At 49.5% G+C, this 20790-nt stretch carries 16 protein-coding genes; 5 read left to right on the plus strand and 11 right to left on the minus strand.

The genetic code is table 11. The annotated features are described in order from the left end of the window. The first annotated feature begins 273 nt into the window (after positions 1–273). Both ACLPHM_RS16995 and ACLPHM_RS17000 read left to right on the plus strand, forming a co-directional pair. A complete protein-coding gene (locus ACLPHM_RS16995) occupies positions 274–1461 on the plus strand; it encodes a hypothetical protein (RefSeq protein WP_430222396.1) in 1188 nt (395 codons plus the stop codon). A 35-nt stretch (positions 1462–1496) separates the two neighbouring features. Beyond that, positions 1497–2270: an aminoglycoside adenylyltransferase family protein gene (locus ACLPHM_RS17000; RefSeq protein ID WP_430222397.1), complete on the plus strand. Its 774-nt coding sequence runs from the start codon at positions 1497–1499 to the stop codon at positions 2268–2270. Positions 2271–2372: 102 nt separating this feature from the next. On the opposite strand, the gene ACLPHM_RS17005 is transcribed toward ACLPHM_RS17000, so the two are convergent. The 11 genes from ACLPHM_RS17005 to ACLPHM_RS17055 all read right to left on the minus strand — a co-directional run bounded on the left by ACLPHM_RS17005 (position 2373) and on the right by ACLPHM_RS17055 (position 18505). Further along, on the minus strand, positions 2373–4085 hold the full coding sequence (locus ACLPHM_RS17005) for a DUF6138 family protein (protein WP_430222398.1): 1713 nt from the start codon (positions 4083–4085) through the stop codon (positions 2373–2375). Between the two features lie 114 nt (positions 4086–4199). Beyond that, positions 4200–5399 carry an NnrS family protein gene (locus tag ACLPHM_RS17010; protein ID WP_430222399.1) on the minus strand — a complete coding sequence of 400 codons (1200 nt, stop codon included), beginning with the start codon at positions 5397–5399 and terminating at the stop codon, positions 4200–4202. A 45-nt stretch (positions 5400–5444) separates the two neighbouring features. Continuing rightward, positions 5445–6113 (minus strand): response regulator, encoded by a 669-nt coding sequence (locus tag ACLPHM_RS17015; RefSeq protein ID WP_430222400.1) that lies wholly within the window; start codon positions 6111–6113, stop codon positions 5445–5447. A 19-nt stretch (positions 6114–6132) separates the two neighbouring features. After that, entirely contained in the window at positions 6133–8115 is a 1983-nt protein-coding gene (locus ACLPHM_RS17020; protein WP_430222401.1) for a type IV pili methyl-accepting chemotaxis transducer N-terminal domain-containing protein, read from the minus strand. An 82-nt stretch (positions 8116–8197) separates the two neighbouring features. Beyond that, complete coding sequence (locus tag ACLPHM_RS17025) at positions 8198–8947, minus strand: peptidylprolyl isomerase (protein ID WP_430222402.1); 750 nt, start codon at positions 8945–8947, stop codon at positions 8198–8200. Between the two features lie 10 nt (positions 8948–8957). Beyond that, on the minus strand, positions 8958–9644 hold the full coding sequence (gene narI, locus ACLPHM_RS17030; RefSeq protein WP_430222403.1) for a respiratory nitrate reductase subunit gamma: 687 nt from the start codon (positions 9642–9644) through the stop codon (positions 8958–8960). Continuing rightward, on the minus strand, positions 9641–10300 hold the full coding sequence (gene narJ, locus ACLPHM_RS17035) for a nitrate reductase molybdenum cofactor assembly chaperone (protein ID WP_430222404.1): 660 nt from the start codon (positions 10298–10300) through the stop codon (positions 9641–9643). The genes narI and narJ overlap by 4 nt, the downstream gene beginning before the upstream one ends. After that, complete coding sequence (narH, locus tag ACLPHM_RS17040) at positions 10287–11915, minus strand: nitrate reductase subunit beta (protein WP_430222405.1); 1629 nt, start codon at positions 11913–11915, stop codon at positions 10287–10289. Before narH ends, narJ begins: the two co-directional genes overlap by 14 nt. Then, complete coding sequence (locus tag ACLPHM_RS17045) at positions 11912–15652, minus strand: nitrate reductase subunit alpha (protein WP_430222406.1); 3741 nt, start codon at positions 15650–15652, stop codon at positions 11912–11914. Before ACLPHM_RS17045 ends, narH begins: the two co-directional genes overlap by 4 nt. A gap of 173 nt (positions 15653–15825) precedes the next feature. After that, positions 15826–17211 carry a NarK family nitrate/nitrite MFS transporter gene (locus ACLPHM_RS17050; RefSeq protein WP_430222407.1) on the minus strand — a complete coding sequence of 462 codons (1386 nt, stop codon included), beginning with the start codon at positions 17209–17211 and terminating at the stop codon, positions 15826–15828. Positions 17212–17257: 46 nt separating this feature from the next. After that, positions 17258–18505, minus strand: coding sequence for an MFS transporter (locus tag ACLPHM_RS17055; protein WP_430222408.1), 1248 nt, complete (start codon positions 18503–18505; stop codon positions 17258–17260). 677 nt (positions 18506–19182) lie between these two features. On the opposite strand from ACLPHM_RS17055, the gene ACLPHM_RS17060 reads away from it, so the two are divergent. From ACLPHM_RS17060 to ACLPHM_RS17070, 3 genes are all read left to right on the plus strand, one after another. Next, a complete protein-coding gene (locus tag ACLPHM_RS17060) occupies positions 19183–19578 on the plus strand; it encodes a hypothetical protein (protein ID WP_430222409.1) in 396 nt (131 codons plus the stop codon). A 36-nt stretch (positions 19579–19614) separates the two neighbouring features. Next, complete coding sequence (locus ACLPHM_RS17065) at positions 19615–20175, plus strand: fimbrial protein (RefSeq protein ID WP_430222410.1); 561 nt, start codon at positions 19615–19617, stop codon at positions 20173–20175. A 61-nt stretch (positions 20176–20236) separates the two neighbouring features. Then, positions 20237–20773 (plus strand): fimbrial protein, encoded by a 537-nt coding sequence (locus ACLPHM_RS17070; protein WP_430222411.1) that lies wholly within the window; start codon positions 20237–20239, stop codon positions 20771–20773. The last annotated feature ends 17 nt before the right edge of the window (positions 20774–20790 follow it).

A 20790-nucleotide genomic window follows, 5' to 3' on the forward strand; every position in this document is an offset into this window, starting at 1 on the left:
ACGATGCACCACACGCCACCTTCTGCTAAAAACTCAGAAACCTGAACGTAAATTTTCAAACATCATGCCTATTATTTATAAAAATAATATTTTTTAATAAACGTCTCCATTTCATAAATTGAATGTAAAGATTCATTACGCTACCATTAACAACTAGGATTTATGAAACTCCTATAACAAATATTTTCAGCACTACGCGAGCCTGCACACTCACGCGTATACTGTATTGATATAGGAAACCACTGCAGTACCACGAACTCCACCAGAGCTGCCATGCTGACTGAATTTTTCGCTGGCCACACACCAGCCCCTTGCCCTACACCGCACGCTAAGCGCTCTCTTACTGCACAGCTTTCTTTTTCGCGCCGCTACAGCGCGGTTGCCTCTGCGCTCTTCGGGTGCGCACTACTTGGTGCCTCGCTCTCTACTGCCGTTGCTGCCACCAACAAAGACGAAGCGGCCTTATACAGGTTGTACGACGTACTCACCTCACAATTGCTGAGTGACCGACCATTAGAAGAGTCTCTGGTTGCCGCTTTTCCTATCAAGCGGCCTATTAGCTATTTCGAACAACAATTCAACGAGGAAACCGACAGCACCCAACTGTCTAAGCCTGATCAAAGCATTAGCCCAGATGAATGGAAAGCAATACAAAACTCTGACATCTCTGCCTATTCTGAGTCTGGCAACATTTCCTACACCCTGATGGATTTGGATAATGATGGCCAGCGCGACCTGATTATTGAAAGCTATATAGGTGGCACAGGATTATTCAGCTACACCGGCGTACTTAAGCGCGCTGGTGAGCAATTTGTACCGGACGCGGATGCTGATCAGAAAGATGACTCGTTCATGCCTGGCGAACTGTTGACCGAAAATGGGCGTGGCGCCAACCAATGGAGCACATGGTTGGATATAGACGGGCAAATTTATGCGCTATTTTTTGACGGCACCTTTGGTCAAGAAAAGTTCTACCTCTTACGACCTTTTCATCACAATGCCGAAGTGCCTGTCATCACCGTCAGTTATAAAACGGAATTTACCGGTGTTACCCCACCCGATAAAAGTGCTCGTACCAACCTTGCTGCCTATGTAGATCAAGCTAAGCTATTTAGCGAATTAGGCAATATGCAGAACACCCAAGCGGTGACTACAGATACGCCTACCCCACTGTGCCCCGTACCGGCAGACACTGCACCTGAAGACATAGAGTCTTACTCTATAGGCTCGGCATTGCATTACAGCGTAGATGGCATAGGGACCATACCCGTGTGGGCAGAATCGTCATGTTATGTAGGCTCGGTATACAGCTATTTCGGCTTGGCTCCAGGAGCCAGACGCGCCGAAGCGCAAATACTGCTACGCGACCCTTATGCACTAGACAGCGAAGAACTTTCTGAGATTACGGTATGGGGCGTTAGAAAATTGCATACTATGGCGGTGGGTTGGGAAAAGCTCTAACCCCTTAGCCATTCATCACATCTTATTCATTTTTTATGACCGTAACCGTTCCCTCTGAAGCCTCGCAGGCGCTACAACTATTGCAGCGTAGCTTGCTCAACAATCTGCATTCTGTTTACTTGCATGGATCAGCCGTTACACAAGGGCTGCGCCCGCGCAGTGATGTGGATGTACTGGCATTTGTTCACCAGCCGCTTTCTACAGAAACCCGCCAACGGTTAGCGCACGAACTGCTACAGATCTCTGGTCACTACCCCACGGATAAAGAGGGGCGACGCCCCATAGAGGTAATGGTTTTTGTAGCAGATAATCCTAGCGTGACACGCTACCCTGCTCGTTGTGAGTTTATCTACGGAGAATGGTTACGGGCAGACATAGAAAATGGTGACCTTGAAGATGCCAGCACAGACCCTGAATACACATTGATTTTGGCTCAAGCAGAACGGGCTGCGCTGCCGTTGTATACGGCTGCTAACGACCCGCAACTACCCACCATTCCCGCCTCTGATATACAGCAGGCCATCAGCGATTTACTGCCCTCATTGGTAGCGTCCGCTGAAGGCGATGAACGCAACGTGCTGCTAACGTTAGCGCGCATGTGGTACACCGCCAGCACGGGTGAGTTTGCGTCTAAAGACCACGCCGCCACGTGGGCCGCCGAACGCGTGGAGGTTGAGCACGCAGAGCTGCTACGCTATGCCAGAGACGGCTATGTGACTAGGATGGGGGAGGAATGGGCGGCGAAGTCTACACTGCTGCGAAACACCATGACCATCATGGAAAAACACATTCAGCAGCTACTTTACTGACAAAGCCCTCTACACGCTAAAAATCAATGAATTTTCTCAACTGGCTTTTACAACGCCGCCTTTATGGATGTTCATAGAGCTACGATATTCCAAACTGAGTGACTATTCACCACTTAGCTCCAGCAACGCACCCAACAGCGCTTTTTGCGGCTCTGGCGCTTGTTTATGCACTTTACGCAGCGCCGCTTCAGAGCCCCAGATAAAGTACAGCACCGTTTGCAGGGCATAGTTATCCAACGTGCGGCTTTGTTCTAGTAATAATTGCAACGCCTCTGCACTTTCAAATACAGGGGCCACTTTAGCCTTGAAGTCGCCATTCACGCGCCCTATGCCATCCACCACAATCGCGCTGTTGGCTGCGGTCATGCCGCGTTGTTCTAGCAAGGTTTTGAGAAACTGTTGGTGCACCATTTGGTGCTCGTCATCCACCTGCTGCAAGTAACGCTGTAGCAAGGGTAAATAGCGCCCATCTGCTAACGCCAACGCAAACACAGCATAGCTGCCAGGCATGGCGCAATATTCGTTTTCTTGGTCGGTGTACCACTCATACTCTTGCATGGCGGTAGTCGCATAGCGCTCTAATTCTGCATACAGCTCGGGATACTGCACTGCATTTGCAAAAAACTGCAGGGTTTTGCCTTTGCCCAATTTGGGTACAGGAAACGTGGCTTTAGCTTTGCTGCTTAAGCGTATTTGGTAGCTGTGTGGAAAACCTTGCTCCAACACATTGCTGAGGAAGTTCAAGGCAGCAGCATAGGCGGCGGCTCCCTCACGCAGAATTTTGATTTTGACCTGTGCTTGCACGTCGTTAGCAACGCACTCTACATCGTCAGTACGCAATGTCGTGTAGGCTGCATCGATTAAACCGCTACCAGTTTTTAACAAGTCATAAGCACGTTGGTAACCCAGCTCACCCGCATTTTGTAGATATGCCATACCGGTATCACGGCTGTAGTTAGGCTCGTATTGCAAGATCAGCACGGCGATAAAGGCCAATAGTTCGACGGCAGCTTGATCCTCTACCGCAAACGCTGCCTTGTTACGCACACCTATGTCGTGATCGGGTACCACAGAGAAGAACATGGATGCCCCATACAGCGGCTCTACCGTGTCAAAGTAACGCGGCAAAAACACCTTGTTTGCCCAGTGTTTCAAGGTGGTCAACATGGTATTGCGCACTTGTACCAAGCGCTTGGGGGATACCTTGCTTAGCTCAAGAATAGTTTTGCAGGCGCGTTCCACCAGCGCGGCATCTATAGCCGGATACAACAACGGGCTGACTAGATGTTGCAACAAGAACATCACATCCAAATCTTTGGGCGGATGCTTCGCTTGCCACAGGTTTTTGTTCAGATAATCGTCTATACGCTGACGTAAGGCGACTTGCCTCGCCTCATCCACATACTGCAGCAAAATGCCATGCGGCTGTAATGCCGGACCAAACTGTGCTGGGTACAAAAACTGCACTACGACGGTATGCGCCCAAAAAGCATCGCCTTTTTGCCCATCCAACCACTCGTACACGGCCTGACGCAAGGCTGGAATGAACGCCTGCTGTAGCTGTTCTGCTGTCCAACGTGGCTCTACTAGCTCTACTACGCTGTATTCTTGTGTGGATAACTGCACCGTAATACGCATCTTATTCGCATCCACGGTGTTTTCAATGCTGATCCCCAGCTCATCAAACATGCCGTCTTGCAGAGGGCTACGGCTCACAATGCTTTCAGGAGTGCCATTCAACTCACCCCGCTTGTGGGTGACTAATTGGTTGAGCGCGGTGATGATGGTGGCGACAAATGCGGTGGGCGAGTTCATGGCATACCTGACTATTTTCTAAGCCACGATTTTGCCACAGTACACCTAGGAAATTGTAGTAAAGGGTTTGCGCCGCCCTGTAGGCATACACCGCAAACCCTAGATCAATGCTAATCAGCCTTCTGCGCCATCGGCTCTAATGGTCAACAATGGTTTGCTGTAGTGGTACAAGAAAATCACGTAGGCCACGCTCCACAAGGTCACGCTAGCGTCATACACCGGCAAAACGATGGTAGGAAATAACGCCAGCAATGGCCCACGCACCACTGCAGCCATCAACATTAACGCTAATGCCAACCCTATGCCTGGCAAGGTTTTAATAACCCTGCCCGTGTGCCCTAAACTTACCCGCGCCATCATGGCCAGAATCATGGTGGACATGGCACCGATAGTGAGTGCATGTATAGCGATTTCGGTACGCATCCAGCCTAACAACGCTCCGGCCCACAGTAATAAACCAATGGCGATAAAGTAGTAACTGGCATGCAGCCCCCACAGCAACGGCTCATGCCAACAGCGCTGGCCTTCCCAGCGTAATGCTCGCCATGCGTTACAGATAGCGGCGGCCACACACACTACAACCATCATAGTAGGTGATACATTCACACCGAAGATCGCCAGAATTTGCCAAATCACCAGCGCTAACACTAACAGTATTGACCCCAGCTCTAGGGCTTTACGCGGTTTCACCGTATCACGGTTGAGTTTTCTGGAGGTGAAAAACGGGATGACACGACCACCCAGCACTACCATCAAGAGGGTAATGAGCAAAATACCCATATACACCGAGTGCTGTGTTAGCACAAAGTCAGCGCGCCAAGCCCCCACATGCATACCTATATTCGCCAAGGCCAACAAGGTCAGAATGGGCACAAACATCATATTGCGCCACAGTTTGGCACGCGCAACCAACCAGCCCATGATGAGTGCAACGGCCGGCAAGAAGGCCATGTCCACAAGGCCAGCAACGACTGTTAACCCTTGAGGTGGAAAAGCCATCAAGACTCGTCCTGCTAACCACAGCAGTACCAACAACAATAACGGCACACCCGTCAGGCTAGGCTGCCCAGTCCAATTACGCACAGCAGTCAGCAGAAAACCTGCTACCACCGCCGACACAAAGGCAAACAGCATTTCATGCTGATGCCACCACAGCATAGAACCATATGGCTGCAATAGTACTTTGCCATGCCAGAACAGTATCCATACCACCAAAAACACCACGCTACTTAAGGCCGCCAAGAAAAAGAAAGGCCTAAACGCCAATGCCTTATGAGGCATCCACCCTTTAGTCATGCTGCTATCGTGTGCCATCACTTACTCCGCCACCCAAAACATGCATCGTTGATGCGTTAGCCGCTACTCTTCTGCCGCCAAACCATGTTCTACGGCATACACGGCGATTTGTACCCTACTGGTTAAATCGAGTTTCTTTAAAATATTCTGTACGTGAATTTTGACGGTGCTTTCTGCCACATTCAGCGTACGCGCAATGGCTTTATTGCTATCGCCACGTACCAAACACTGCATGATTTCACGCTCGCGTTGAGTCAGGCGACTTTGCTGCTCATCACGCTCTTTGTGGCTGGCCACATTAGTGCCGTGCTGGCGAAACTGTTCCACCAACTTCACGGTCATCTGGTTATCAATGACTGGCTCGCCTGCTGCGGCTTTACGTATGGCAGAAGTCAGCGCCTCTACATCCATGTTTTTCAGCAAATAGCCTCTGGCCCCGTAGCTCAATGCTTGCGCCAACTCAGCCGCTTCTTCGGAAACAGTCAGGATGATCACAGCGCAATCCGGTAGTTCTTGTACCAACAGTTGCAAGGTATCTAAACCCGATAAGCCAGGCATGTTTAAGTCCAGCAAGATCACATCGGGTTTCAATGATGTCGCCCGTTTTAAGCCCTCAGCCCCATCTGCTGCTTCGCCCACTACTTCAAAATCGTCTTGACGCATCAACAGCAGTTTGACGCCGGAGCGAAACAAGCTGTGATCATCAATCAATAAAATACGTATGTTGCTCATCTTCTTATCTCTGTTTAGGTCATAGACCTTCTTGTAGCGGTTGGCTTTCCGATGCGTCTGGTCGAGGATGACTAGAAGCCAAAATCGGCAATACCAATGACACTTTAGCCCCCTGTCCGGGGCTAGACACTTGCTCTAGGGTTGCCCCTATGCGCGCTGCACGCTCTTTCATAATGCGTCGGCCCAGTTGCTCCCTAGCTTCATGCCGTAACGCACTTTCATCGTAGCCCACACCATCATCAATCACCTGCAAGGTGAAATCCACGCCCTCATGAATATGGACTTTCACTTTTCTCGCGTGTGCATGCTTGCGCACATTGGACAGCGCTTCTTGCAAAATAAACAGCACTTGCAACTGCTGCTCTTGCGTCAATGCAGACCCTTCATCCACCCCTTCGGTGTCCAGCTCTACCAACACATCCACTTGGCGCTGAAAACGCTCAATGGTTTCGCATACAGCATCCAGCAACTCACCTTCGCCCAACTTGCTGCGAAAATTACTTAACAGCTCGCGTACATCTTGATAGCTTTCATCTACCCCTGCGCGCAGCAAAGGTAGGATTTCTTTAGCCTCTTCAACCTGGTCATTTTTCAGTGACTGATCCAGCATTTGCAGCTGTAAGTTCAAGAAATTTAGGCCCTGCGCGATGCTGTCGTGTAAACCTTGCGCAAACAAGTTACGCTCTTGCTCCATGGCTAACTGGCGAGTTTGGCCTAATAAGCGCCGGTTCTGTAAGGCGACGCCTAAGTGCTTACCCAAGGTTTCTAACAAATGGCGTTCGCTCGCGCTGAGCTTACGGGTTTCTTTGAAATGCAACGAGAACGATCCCAACACCTCGTCTTGCGCCATGATCTGAAACACATTCAGACTATGGAAACCGTCATCAAAGCAATGAAAGGCTTCGGGTGCTTGTATGCGGGTGACGTCTTGAATAGACACTGTGCCACTGCGTGTGGCTTGCCCACAGAAACACGACCCGATTTTCATACACGACTCGTGCTTTTCGTGTGAGCCTGATAAACCTTGTGCCAGCACCAAACGCAAATTGTCATGGCGCGGATCTACAGTACGGATCGTGCCGCCATCCGCCTTAAACTGGCGCATCACACGATCTAAAAACCCTCGGCACACTTCTTCAACCTCACGTGGTTGACTTAAGAATGCCGCCATCTCATACAACGCCGATAACGACGCATTACGCAGCGCCAACTGTTGCGTTTTTTCTTCTACGCGACGGCCTAAGTCCACATACAAACTTTTGAGCTCTTTAGCCATCAAGTTGAAACCTTCAGAGAGCTCACCAAACTCGTCGCGTCGTTGTACAGGCAATGACACCGAGAAATCCCTATCTGCCATGCGGGCCACGCCACTGCGCAAGGCCGAGATAGGCAAGATAATCCACTGATACACCAAGTAAATGAGTGCTGCCGCCCCCGCCACGGCAATCACCAATAAGATCACCTGCAACAGTCGCAGTAAGAAGGTTTTTTGGGCATTGTCGACTTCTATCAAATGCACCAACAAATCGGCTTTGGAAAGAAACTCAGGCAAAGCGATTTGGTAACGCTTAGCCGCATCCCCCTTTAAGGCCAAGTGCACACTGGACGCCATCTGCATATGCCAATATTGTGTGACCTGTTCTAGCTGCTTATGCACCACCGGATCACGCGGTAACAATAAAGGGCGGCTTGGGTCCCCCTTACGCAACTGCTGCAATACAAAGGCTTGCCTGTTGAGTTGCCTTTCTAGTCGCTCCGTCGTTTTTGCTGTTGCATCATTGCTCAACGCCTCTAATGACAAGGCCACCTGATTCGCACGCATACGCAAGGTCCCAGCATCATTGATCGCCGCTGCTGCCCCCTCCATTTGCCACGACAACCACAACGTACTCCCTATCATGGCCAAAAAAATGGCAAGAGCGACTGCCACACTCGCTGTTAAGCGTGTAGACAGTCGCTCCCACCATTTCAAGTGATCCAAAGCCAACAGGCCTTTATCCATAGCGATGCCTCATCGTAAAAGGATGATGACTACAGCTTACACCGATGGCCACGTTACTGCGTTGCTTCACCGTTATTTCTCGCTATTGCATCAAGGGGCTATCGTCCGCCACAAAGTGCTCTAACCCCTCTATGCGAGCCTGACCTGCTAAGCGTTGTAGAAACTGCCGCCATGCGATGTCTTGATTCGCCGAGCGCAAGGCATCGCGTATGCTGTCACAGACTTTTTCATACGGTAGCACCTTACCCTCTGCCCGTCGTAACACCCTTACCACATGTAGGCCATGTCGCGTTTCGAGCAGACGAGGTAACACCTGACCTTCAGGCATGGCAAAGACGACGCGCTCAAACTCTGCTACGGTTTGCCCGCGAGACAACTGTCCTAAACTGCCCCCTACCGCTGCCGAACTGCAGTTAGAAAACTGCTTTGCCAGCACAGGAAGTTGCGTGGGATCACGCAACACTTCATCCAACACATCCTGTGCGCGCTGACGTAAGCTTTGTAAATCCACGTCAGGCGTTACCTGAAATAGGATGTGCTCTGCCTCTAAGCACTCACCCACAGTGAAGTGCTCAGGGTTCTGGTCATAGTGTCGTCTGCAAGTGTCTTCATCAGGCTGCGGCAAACTCACCTCTTTAGCAAGCAAAGCATCAATCACTTGCTCGTCTGTCTCGGCATACACACCCAAACGGTTCGCTTCATCCAACAACAAACGCCGTACCACCAAGGTGTTCAACGCCATTTCCAACGGGTTTTCCGTATCGTGGTGATACGCGATTTCTTGCTCGATTTCAGCATCAGTTAACTCAATACCGTTGACTTTGACTCCCATATATATCTCCTTAACGGCGAGGACGCACTAGCTGCCATGCACGCCCCAAGTAGAAAACCGACGCGAACCCACTCCATACGTGAACCAAACGCGTGAAGGGGAAGATCACAAACAAGGTCATGCCCATAAACAAGTGCGCTTTAAACACCCATGAGGCGTTCATAATGAAGCCGGCGGCACCTGCTCTGAAAGTCACAATATGCTGTGCCCACGACATCAACAGCACCATTTCTTCGCCGTCTAAATGCTGCATGGAAACAAAGATTGTGCTTAGCCCCAGCAACAGCGTGATCAGTAACCACACCAGCAGCACCTTATCGCCTACACGAGTCGTGGCGGCAATACGCGGGTTGGTCAAACGACGGTACAGCAGTATCAATAGGCCGGCCAAACACATCAGCCCCATGATGCCGCCAGCTGCCATCGCAAATACCTGTTTAGTGCTGTGCGAAATACCTAGAAAATCCCACACAGCTACGGGTGTAAGCAAGCCCACCAAGTGACCAAAGAACAAACCGATAATACCGATGTGGAACAGAATGTTCCCTAGGCGCAGGGAGCCGTGATACAGCAATTGTGAGCTATCACTTTTCCAGGTGTATTGCTCCCGCTCAAACCGCACCAAGCTTCCCAAAAAGAAGATCGTCAGCGCCACATACGGATACACCCCGAATAAGAACTGATTCAGGCTACTCATGCTGATTCTCCTGTTGATCGTTGTACCGTTCTGGGATGAAAGCGCACTACCTGTTCGCCCCCAAAGTTGCCGTGCAGTAAAGGCTCGGCACCATCGTTGCCCACCCCGAACATTTCTAATGCTTCATCCATATCTCGTATAGGCGGCATTTCCTGTTCTTCAGGCTGCACATCGGTACGCGTACGCAGTACAGTAAAAATCGTGGCATAAGGGCTTTGGTTAGTGGCTAACCGCTTGCCTATTGCTGCCAGCACATGAATGGCTTGATCCAATAATTCTTGGGATGCCTCTGCGCGCTGTAAGCTTAAAAACTCTAAGAACAACGGTACATAATCAGGTAGCTCTGCCGAAACCAAGTCAAAACCGTGTTGCTGGTATTCGTTAAGCAAATCCACCATGGCTTGACCGCGATCGCGGCTTTCGCCGTGTACGTGTTCAAACAAGTGCAAGGAGTGAGCCGGATTTCTATCGAAAGTGGCTACATAGTTTTCTTGCACAGCAATCAACGATTGTGAGGATAGAAAATCCAATAATGGCGTGAGCTGTTGTAGCGCGTCGGGATAATCGCTTAAGGCTTCGCGCACTTCTGGCAGCGCGTCCAACAACTCTTGATCGGGGTAATCCAATAAGGATGAGAGCACTTTATACAGCAGCATGTTTATCCTCCCCAGAGTTTTGTGCCACAGGTGTTCTGCGTACTTCCCTCGCAATCACAGTAGGAGCACGCTCCCCTGTTGCTGGGCCTTTAGGTTTATCCGCACGTTGGCGTGGTCGACCAAACAAGGTGGTTTCGGTGACCCCACCACTGCAACCATTACCAAAGGTGAAACCACAACTACCTTGATCATCGAAGCTGTCTTCCACCATCTCTTTGTGCGATGACGGAATGACAAACCTGTCTTCGTAATTGGCAATTGCCATGATTTGGTACATGTCTTCGATGGTTTCCGCATCCAGACCCACGGCAGAAATCACCTCGAGATCTGGCTGTTTGTGCACCACTTCAGAACGTTTGTAGGCACGCATAGCCAACATACGTTTCAGCGCCAATGTAATAGGCTCTTCTTTACCGGCTGTTAACAAGTTCGCCAGATAACGTACAGGAATACGCAAGCTATCTACGTCTGGAATCATGCTGGCAGCACCAATGGTGGCATGCGGCATTTGGCCAGATTCAGCCGCCGACTGAATGGGCGACAATGGTGGTATGTACCACACCATCGGCAAGGTACGGTACTCAGGATGCAGTGGGAAAGCGACTTTCCACTCACAAGCCATTTTGTACACCGGCGACTGTTTAGCAGCCTGCAACCACCCTTCAGGAATACCTTGCTCACGAGCTTTGGCAATCACTTCTGGGTCATTAGGGTCCAAAAAAAGATCTAACTGGGACTCGTACAAATCTTGCTCATCAGCAGTAGAGGCGGCTTCGGCAATTTTGTCGGCGTCATACAGCATCACACCCAAGTAGCGTATACGGCCCACACAGGTTTCCGAACATACGGTAGGCTGACCGGCTTCAATACGGGGATAACAGAAAGTACATTTTTCCGCTTTGCCGCTTTGCCAGTTGTAGTACACCTTTTTGTACGGGCAACCAGAGATACACATACGCCAGCCACGGCATTTGTCTTGATCCACCAGCACAATGCCGTCATCTTCACGCTTATATATAGAGCCAGATGGGCAACTGGCCACGCAAGTCGGGTTCAAGCAATGCTCACACAACCGGGGCAAATACATCATGAAGGTATTTTCAAACGTGGCGTACATATCTTTTTGCACGTTCTCAAATAACTGATCACGACTACGTGCCGCAAACTCGCCGCCCAAGTCATCTTCCCAGTTCGGACCCCAGGTGATTTTTTCCATTTTTTGCCCCGTCAGCACAGACACAGGTCGTGCTGTAGGCGGGGTACGACTTAAGGGTGCATTTTGTAAATGCTGATAGTCGTAGGTAAAGGGTTCGTAATAATCATCAATTTGTGGCAAGTTGGGGTTGGCAAAAATATTAGCCAAGATGCGCAATTTACTACCTTGTCTGGGTTTGAGACGCCCTTTGGCATCACGCACCCAGCCACCTTTCCATTTTCTCTGGTTTTCCCATTCTTTGGGATAACCCACACCAGGTTTGGTTTCTACGTTATTGAACCAGGCATATTCCACACCGTCTCTACTGGTCCAGACATTCTTACAGGTCACCGAGCAAGTGTGACAACCAATACACTTGTCCAGATTCAATACCATGCCTATCTGTGCACGAATCTTCATTGATGAACTCCTTTACGAATACTATCCAGACTGAGCGGCTCTTCCATCCAATCCACTTTATCCAGCTTGCGTAGCACCACAAACTCATCACGGTTACTACCCACCGTACCGTAGTAGTTAAAGCCGTAAGCTTGCTGTGCATAGCCACCAATCATGTGCGTAGGTTTCAGCACGGTACGAGTCACTGAGTTGTGAATACCGCCACGTTTTCCACTCAACTGAGAGCCTGGCACGTTCACAATTTTTTCCTGAGCGTGATACATGAAACACACACCAGCAGGAATACGCTGACTCACTACCAACCTTGCTGTCACCACACCGTTAACGTTAAAGACCTCTACCCAGTCGTTATCCACCAAGCCAGCGCGTTTGGCTTCGCTTTCGGCAATCCACACGTGTGGGCCACCACGGCTTAAGGTCAACATACGCAGGTTGTCGGAATAGGTACTGTGAATCCCCCATTTCTGGTGAGGTGTCACCCAGTTCAACACCAAGTCATCTTTACCTTTACCGTGAGCCTTGAACATAGGCTGTACGGTTTTGGTGTCTACCGCAGGACGGTACACGCAGAAGCCTTCACCAAAATCCAGCATCCAACGGTGGTCTTGATACAGTTGCTGTCTACCTGTCAGCGTGCGCCAAGGAATCAGCTCGTGCACGTTGGTGTAACCCGCGTTGTAGCTCACTTCTTCGCTTTCCAAGCCCGACCACGTTGGTGCAGAAATAATCTTGCGAGGTTGTGCCTGAATATCGCGGAAACGGATTTTCTCGTGCGATCTACCCTGCGCTAAATGCTTGTGTTCACGCCCAGTAATTCGCTCTAGTGCTTCCCATGCTTTTACTGACACATGGCCATTGGTTTCAGGCGCTAAGGTCAGAATCATTTCGGCCGCATCAATCGCGGTATCTAGCTGTGGACGACCTTGGCTTACACCGGCCTCCAATACACATTGGTTCAATGCACCCAGTTCTGTGATTTCATGCTCGGTATTCCAGTTAATCCCTTTGCCGCCGTTACCCAGTTTGTCTAACAGCGGGCCTACCGAGGTGAACTTCCTATAGATGTCGCGGTAGTCCCGTTTCACTACCATCATGGATGGTGCGGTTTTACCGGGGATCAAATCACACTCACCGTATTTCCAGTCTTTAGGCTCCAACGCTTGGCCCAATTCCCCGGGGGTGTCGTGCATCAAGGGGCTCAGCACCAAGTCTTCTTGCTCGCCCAAGTAATCGCCGCCAATTTCGCTAAAGCGCTTGGCTAACAGCTTGTAGATTTCCCAGTCGGTTTTGCTTTCCCACAGCGGCTGTACAGCTTCGCTTAATGGGTGGATGAAGGGGTGCATGTCAGACGTGTTCAGGTCGTCTTTTTCGTACCATGTTGCGGTAGGCAGCACGATATCGCCGTACAAACAAGTGGTGCTCATACGGAAGTCCAACACTGTCAACAAGTCCAACTTACCTTCGTGCTCTTCATCGCGATAGGCCACTTCCAACGGACGTATGCCGTCCTTTTCCTCGCTGAATACTGCGTTTTGTGTACCCAACAAATACTTCAGCATGTACTCATGGCCTTTACCGCTGGAGCCCAGCAAGTTAGAGCGCCAAATGAACATATTGCGTGGGAAGTTAGCAGGCAGGTCTGGGTCTTCGCAGCTCATACGCAAGGTGCCTTTTTTCAGCGCTTGCGCAGCATAGGCGACAGGGTCTTCGCCCTTGGCTCGTGCTTCAGCCACAACATTTAACGGGTTCGTTTCCAACTGAGGCGCAGATGGCAACCAGCCCATGCGTTCAGACTTGGCATTCATGTCTATCATGCTCATGCCGGCATAACGCGAGGTTTGAGCTGTAGGCGACAGCACTTCGTCCACCGCCAGTTTTTCGTGACGCCACTGACCGGTATGTGCGTAAAAGAAGGACGTACCGTTCATTTGACGTGGTGGTCTGGACCAGTCCAACCCAAAGGCCAATGGTGCCCAACCAAACTGTGGACGCAGTTTTTCTTGGCCCACATAGTGAGCCCAACCGCCACCGCTTTGGCCCACACAGCCACACATCACCAACATGTTGATGATGGCGCGGTAGGTCATGTCCATGTGGTACCAGTGGTTCAAACCTGCACCCACAATCACCATAGAACGCCCTTTGGTATCGTGAGCATTTTGTGCAAACTCGCGCGCAACTTGGATGACTTGCTGACGCGGCACAGTGGTATGTTTTTCTTGCCAAGCTGGGGTGTACGGCACATCGTCGTCGTAGCTACTGGCCACATTAGGACCACCCAAGCCCATATCTACCCCGTAGTTAGCCATCTGCAAGTCATAGACGGTGGCCACCAGAATAGGATTACCGTCAGCACCTATTAAGCGTTTGACCGGTACGCGGCGCTGCAACACCTCGTCGTGCTCGCCACCAAAGTACGGGAAAGCCACTTCTACGGCGTCATCGTGCTGCTGCACTAAACTAAGCTGTGGTGAGACTTCACGGCCGCTACTGGCATCACGCATTTCCAGATTCCAGCGCCCTACGTGTCCGTGCTCATGCTCGCCCTCACCCCAACGTAAACCAATAGCACCGTTAGGCACTACCAGTTCGCCAGTGGTTTCATCAATCAGCAGTGTTTTCCACTCAGGGTTATTGGTTTGGCCTAAGGCGTTATCCAAGTGAGACGCACGCAAAAAATGACCTGGGTGCAACATGCCATCGCGCGATTCCAACATCACCAACATAGGCATATCGGTGTACTGCTTTATGTAGCTGCTGAAGTACTCAGATTTATCGGGGCGGTGGAACTCAGACAAGATCACATGCCCCATCGCCAATGCCAAGGCAGCATCTGTACCTTGTCGTGGTGACAGCCAGATATCACCGAATTTCACCATTTCGCCGTAGTCACTGGATACCGCTACGGTTTTGGTGCCTTTGTAGCGTACTTCTGTGTAGAAGTGCGCATCGGGGGTACGTGTTTGCGGTACGTTAGACCCCCACACAATCAGGTAGTTGGCGTTATACCAGTCAGCCGATTCGGCCACGTCAGTTTGTTCGCCCCACACTTGCGGGCTGGCTGGCGGCAAGTCGCAATACCAGTCGTAAAAGCTCAAACAGGTACCGCCTAGTAAACTCAGGTAACGTGCGCCAGCCGCGTAGCTCACCATACTCATCGCAGGAATAGGCGAGAAACCTATCAAGCGGTCTGGTCCAAATTTTTTGATGGTGTACGCATTAGCGGCAGCGATTATTTCTGTCGCCGTATCCCAATCAGCACGTACAAAACCGCCCAAGCCCCGCACGGCTTTATAGCGACGAGCTTTTTCTGGGTCTTGGCTAATGGATTCCCACGCGGCAATAGGGTCTAAAGTTTTACGGGCTTCACGCCACATTTCCATCAGCGTGCCGCGCATCAAGGGGTATTTCACCCGTTGGGCTGAATACACGTACCAACTGTATGAAGCACCACGCGGACAGCCCCTAGGTTCGTGATTAGGTAAGTCGGCGCGCGTACGTGGGTAATCGGTTTGTTGGGTTTCCCACGTAATTAAACCGTTCTTGACATACACCTTCCACGAACAGGAACCTGTACAGTTCACACCGTGCGTGGAACGTACTATTTTGTCGTGCTGCCAGCGCGCCCGGTATGTGTTTTCCCACTGCCGGTCTTCATTGACCACCTCGCCGTGCCCATCTGCATACGTAGACTGCACACGAGAAACGAATTTCAGCCTATCGAGAAAATGACTCATACTGTTGTCCTCATTGTTCAGCCCACCGAACACATTGGACTGACGTAAAAGAATGGAGATTACGTACTACTGTAAAAAAGTTCTGCGCCGCTAACCATTCGCCACGCGGGTAACTTCCTACCGCAAAAGGAGTAGTTCTAACGCCATAGAACTACTCCTTTAGAACTAGTGGCCTAACACGGCATAGCGGCATTGCGTCGGGCGTAACACCACCAGGTCAACACCACACAACTCAAATAAAAACCTACAAAGCACCATAAAGCCGCACTCACCCCACCGGTCATGCTGATGGAAGTACCAAAGCTTCTAGGAATAAAAAACCCGCCATACGCACCAATCGCACCGGTGAACCCCAGTACCGCCGCAGACTCTTTACCTGCATCAATCAAGGCGCGTTTATGTGCTTCCTCGCCTTTGCCCTCTGCTTCACGCAGGCGCTCGGTCATGAAAATGATGGGAATCATACGAAACGTTGAACCATTGCCCACACCAGACAAGGCAAACAGCAAAATAAACAGCGACAAGAACACATAAAAATTGCCGCTTTGACCTTCAGCTGGAATCACAAATAGCAGGGCAATCACGCACAGTGTCATCAAGCTAAAGGTATAGAGCGTGACCTTGGCCCCCCCTACTTTGTCTGACACCCAACCGCCGGCAGAGCGCGTTAACGATCCTACGAGTGGGCCCAAAAAGGCATAGGCAACGGGGTTGTACTCGGGGAATAGCAACTTCGCCAACATGGCAAAACCAGCTGAGAAACCAATAAACGACCCAAAGGTACCTACATATAGCCAGCACATCAGCCAGTTATGTTTGCGCTTAAACACCACGGCTTGCTCTCTGAACGACGCCTTGGCATCGGCAATATCGTTCATGCCAAACCAAGCTGCTATCGCGGATAACGCAATAAAAGGCACCCAAATAAAGCCCGCATTCTGCAACCACACCGCTTGCGGTGCGTTGGCATCTACTACCATTTGCGGTGGCCCCGCCAATGCACCAAACATCCCCACGCTAATCACGAAAGGCACGATAAATTGCGCCAGCGACACGCCCAAGTTCCCAATACCGGCATTCAAGCCTGTTGCCATACCTTTGTGGGATTTAGGAAAGAAGAAGCTGATGTTTGCCATGCTGGAGCTAAAGTTACCGCCACCAAAACCACACAACAGCGCCAGAATCATTAAGGTGGTGTATGAGGTATCGGGGTCTTGTAACGCAAACCCCATCCCCAAGGCGGGGATCAACAACAGTGCAGTGGAAATCGCTGTCCAGCGTCTACCACCAAAAATAGGCACCATAAAAGAATAGAAAATACGCAGCGTGGCACCTGACAAAGCGGGCAACGACGTCAACCAAAACAGCTGGTTAGCCGAGAAATCAAAGCCCGCTTTGTTTAAGTTCACCGCCACAATGCTCCACAGCATCCAGATGCTGAACGAGAACATCAATGCGGGAATAGAAATCCACAAATTGCGGCGCGCAATACGATGGCCGGTGCTTTTCCAAAAAGCGTCATCTTCCGGTGTCCAACGCTTTAAAACATACTCGCCCATGACATGTTCCTTATGTAGTAACTCTGAGTGTGCTTAGGTGATAGCGCTAGGCCTCAGCCACTGCTTTTTTTTGTGGCGCTCTGAAACTGAAATGCATCCAGATCAACGACACACACACCGCTCCATACAACAACATGAAGCAGCTAGAACGTACGCCGGTCAGATCCAACAACAGACCAAATAAGATAGGCAGCACAAAACCACCCAGACCACCGGCCAACCCGACCAAGCCGGATACCGCACCAATGTTCTGGTCAAACTCATCTGAAATGAACTTAAACACCGAGGCTTTACCTATCGCCATGGCTATACCCACCACAAACATCAAGATGGTGAACGCCACAGGGCCTAGTGCTATATGGAAACTTTGAGGGCCATCCACAGTACGAATCGTGAAATCCGTATCGGGATAACTAAGAAGGAAGAAGGCTATCCAGCACACCCACATCACCCACCATGTAGTGCGATAGGCACCGAACTTGTCGGATACCCAACCACCCACGGCGCGCAACACCCCGCCAGGCAAGGAGAAACAGGCGGCTAAGAAGGCTGCCGTTTTCAGGCTAAAGCCGTATTCGCCTATGTAGTACTGCGTCATCCACAAGGACAACGCCACATACCCACCGAACACCACTGAATAGTATTGGCAGTAACGCCATACTCTAGGGTCGCGCAGCATGGCTAGCTGTGCAGACAAACTGGTGGTTTGACTGGATTGCTTGTGGCTAGGGTCCGTAGAGGTCAACAACCAGAAGATTCCGGCGGTGACCAACAAGGCGATGGAATACACCTGCGGAATGATGGTCCATGAGCCGCCGGCGGCAATCATTAACGCTGGTGCAACGAACTTAGTCAGTGCCGCGCCCGAGTTACCCGCGCCAAAGATCCCCATTGCCAAACCTTGGCGGTTTTTAGGAAACCAGCGTGCCACATACGGCGTGCCCACAGAAAACACGCCGCCCACCAAGCCTACAAACAACGCCAAAATCAGGAACTGCCAGTACTGCGTGGCGAAAGACATGAGCCAAATAGGGATTACAGCGACGAGCATCGTACAGAAAAACACGATACGACCACCGTACCTGTCTGTCCAAATGCCTAACGGCACCCGCACTAACGAGCCGGTAAGTACAGGCATAGATGCCAATAAACCAAACTGAGTTTCAGACAAGCCCAGTTGCTCTCGTATAGGAATGCCCAACACCGCAAACACCATCCAAATCGCAAAACAGATGGTGAACGCAAAGGTACTACCCGTTAAAACAGAGACCGCTTTTCTTGAGTGTGTGCTCATACGTATGCCCTCCAAGAGCAACTATTCACATCTACTCAAGCGTAGCTAACGGTCTTGTACTGCACTATTCCTCAGGTGAGCGGGTACAGCTACGCAAAGGAACTAGTTATTTAGAACTAGGTGCCTACTGACCGCTGAAAAAACATTGTCTCTAACGCCATACACACAAACACCTATCCTCGTCATGGCGATTCTCCTCACTTCAGATATTCTTTATTTTTTTATTTACTTTCAAACACTTGAAAGACTCAACCTTCTTTTCAGAGCAGCCACTGTAGCGAAAACGGAGGTTTTCAATGTCAAAACCTTGTTGCCAAAACACATCATCCTGTAATTCACCACACCCTAAACAATTATTAACACTTAGGCCGTTACATATCCACTCCTGTGTGGAAGGTCGAAAGTAATACAAAAGTTCCCCTGAAATTACCTTCCGATACAACCTTAAACCTTTAGAACACAAAAAAGGCCTGCCCCTCATACACAATACATTCAAAACAAAACACAGAAAAAGTTCCTGCCGTGTACAGGTTGATGGGTGATTTTTTATAGCAAGTTTAGTTCTAAAAAATGAGCATATGGTTAAAAAACAAAGTTGATCAAGGCAAAAACATAGAATAAGAATCAATCCACAAATAAACAGTTAACGCTATAAAAAATCAAAGCAAGGGTTAGAAATGAACATTTATAACTGGCAGGTTCAAGATTACAGAAAAACAATATGCAAATTCTTGAGCAGCAAAGAGATTATTTCCTACAAGGACTGGATCATAGATTCTAATCACTTCAATAGGGAGACTTCAGAGACTATACAAGCAGGATATTCCATATGGGCTAAACCTGTTTTAGCCTTCATGAAAAAAAGTAAAACCTTTGAAAAAATAGCATCCAAACCAGCCCAATGGCTAATTGAAGATATTAAATTCAAAAAGGGAATAAACAAAAAACCACACATTAGAGGTTATTTGTTTAGACACATCCTTTTTAACCCTATTTCCTGGTGTCTAGGAAATTTAAAATTGCTTGGTAATACTAAAGAAAACAAGCAAGTCGTAGCAGCAAACAAACGTTGATACAACGTTTATAACCTTAATTAAGGAAAACTCATTATGAAAAAACATGCATTGAACGTCGCTTTAGCTTCTGCTTTGATTTTGCCTGCAGCATTTGCAAACGCATCTACAGGTAACATCGACTTCGAAGGTGAAGTAACTACTGAGACCTGCTCACTTGAAGCCGATTCCGCACAAATCAACGTAGTTCTGGGCTCTTGGGCTGCGCACCACATCAACACTCTGGACCGCACAACTGCGAAAAAATTCCAGATCAAATTGACTGGTTGCGATCTGACAGTTGCTCCTTCTGGTGTTACTGGCCCAGTTTCCAAAGCAAACTTTGCTTTCAGCGGTGGTATCGCTAACTCCGATCCTAAACTGTTGAAACTGAACTCCGCTGGTGGTTTTGAAGCCAAAAACCTCGGTATCGGTATCAGTGCAAACCCAACTGACCTGACAACAGCTCGCGTACAGTTTGACAAACAAGCTCCTCTGACCATGGAACTGGTTGATGGTGACAACACCATGGACCTGTATGCGTTCTACGAGAAGTTTGGCACAGTTGAAGCTGGTCCAGCTAATGCTCAAGCAACCTTTGAAGTAACTTACAACTAATCTTTAGCGATTAGTGGCCATGCCGGTCTTTAGGGGCCGGCATGGCTCTCGCTTACTTATTATGATCAAAAAACTATCAACATTTGCTGCTGTTCTTTATGGCTGTTTGCTGAGCACTTCGGCTTATGCTGATACCACCAATATCACCATCACCGGATCTGTTCGAGCACCTACCTGCACAGCAGTCACGGCTAATGGTGGTCAAGCAGTCAGTTTTGGCTCTGTGGATTCTCGCCAATTGCGACGCGATGGCTTCACTAGACCAGTAGTGTTTTATATCGTTTTAGAAAACTGCACTACCGACATTTATAAAAATGCATCTTTTAAATTTGATGCCACAACAGTTACAGGCTCTAGCGATTACCATATTGCGCTAAGAAATATACCAAACTCCGCACAAGGTGTAGCTATCGCCCTTAAGGATGGACAAAATAGAGATATTAGATTTGATAATCAAAGTCCATTTAATTACCCCATTACTAATGGTAATAACTCATTGAAGTTTGAGGCATCCTTAGTAGCAACAGATACAGACTGGTCAACACTTGTACCAGGAAAAATTTCAGCACAAGCTACTTTTACAGTTAGCTATCTATAACGGTTACAGGAAACAAA

Origin of the sequence: Paenalcaligenes sp. Me131 (assembly GCF_050487225.1) — a bacterium.
GTDB lineage: Bacteria > Pseudomonadota > Gammaproteobacteria > Burkholderiales > Burkholderiaceae_B > Paenalcaligenes.